The 629-nt window shown below is 46.9% G+C and carries 1 pseudogene; it reads left to right on the forward strand.

Annotated features, from left to right (window positions below):
• Nucleotides 1-559: pseudogene (gene purH, locus ACTXGO_RS15760) on the forward strand (bifunctional phosphoribosylaminoimidazolecarboxamide formyltransferase/IMP cyclohydrolase); the annotation flags it as partial.
• Nucleotides 560-629 lie beyond the last annotated feature (70 nt).

Below are 629 nucleotides of genomic sequence, written 5' to 3' on the forward strand. Positions count from 1 at the left end.
TATTGAAGATGGCGTACTACAAGTAACAGCGAACAAGAAAAACGTCCGCGTCATGGTCTGCGGCGCGCTACAAGCGTCAGATAGCTCTAGTACGCAGCTTGACTACAAGCGCGTGAACGGTGGCCTGTTGGTACAAGAGCAAGACTCAGGGATTATCAGTGCAGGTGAACTACAACTGGTGACTGATGTACAACCTACTGAGGCGCAAATCGCCGATTTACTATTTACTTGGAATGTCGCTAAATACGTCAAATCAAATGCTATCGTCTACGGCAAAAATTTGCGTACTATCGGTATAGGTGCAGGTCAGATGAGCCGCGTCAACTCTGCTCGCATTGCCGCCATAAAAGCAGAACACGCAGGATTGGCTACAAAAGGCGCTGTCATGGCCTCTGATGCGTTCTTCCCGTTCCGTGACGGTATCGATAATGCGGCAGAAGTAGGCATCTCTGCTATCATTCAGCCTGGTGGCTCTATGCGTGATAACGAGACTATTGCCGCAGCTAATGAGCATGGTATCGCTATGGTCTTTACAGGTATGCGTCATTTCCGTCATTGATGCGCTTGTCGATTATTAATGCATTTACCTACATCAAAACCTTGAAGATAAAAAAAGCCACTATACTTAT

It is taken from the genome of Psychrobacter sp. T6-1 (assembly GCF_052258445.1).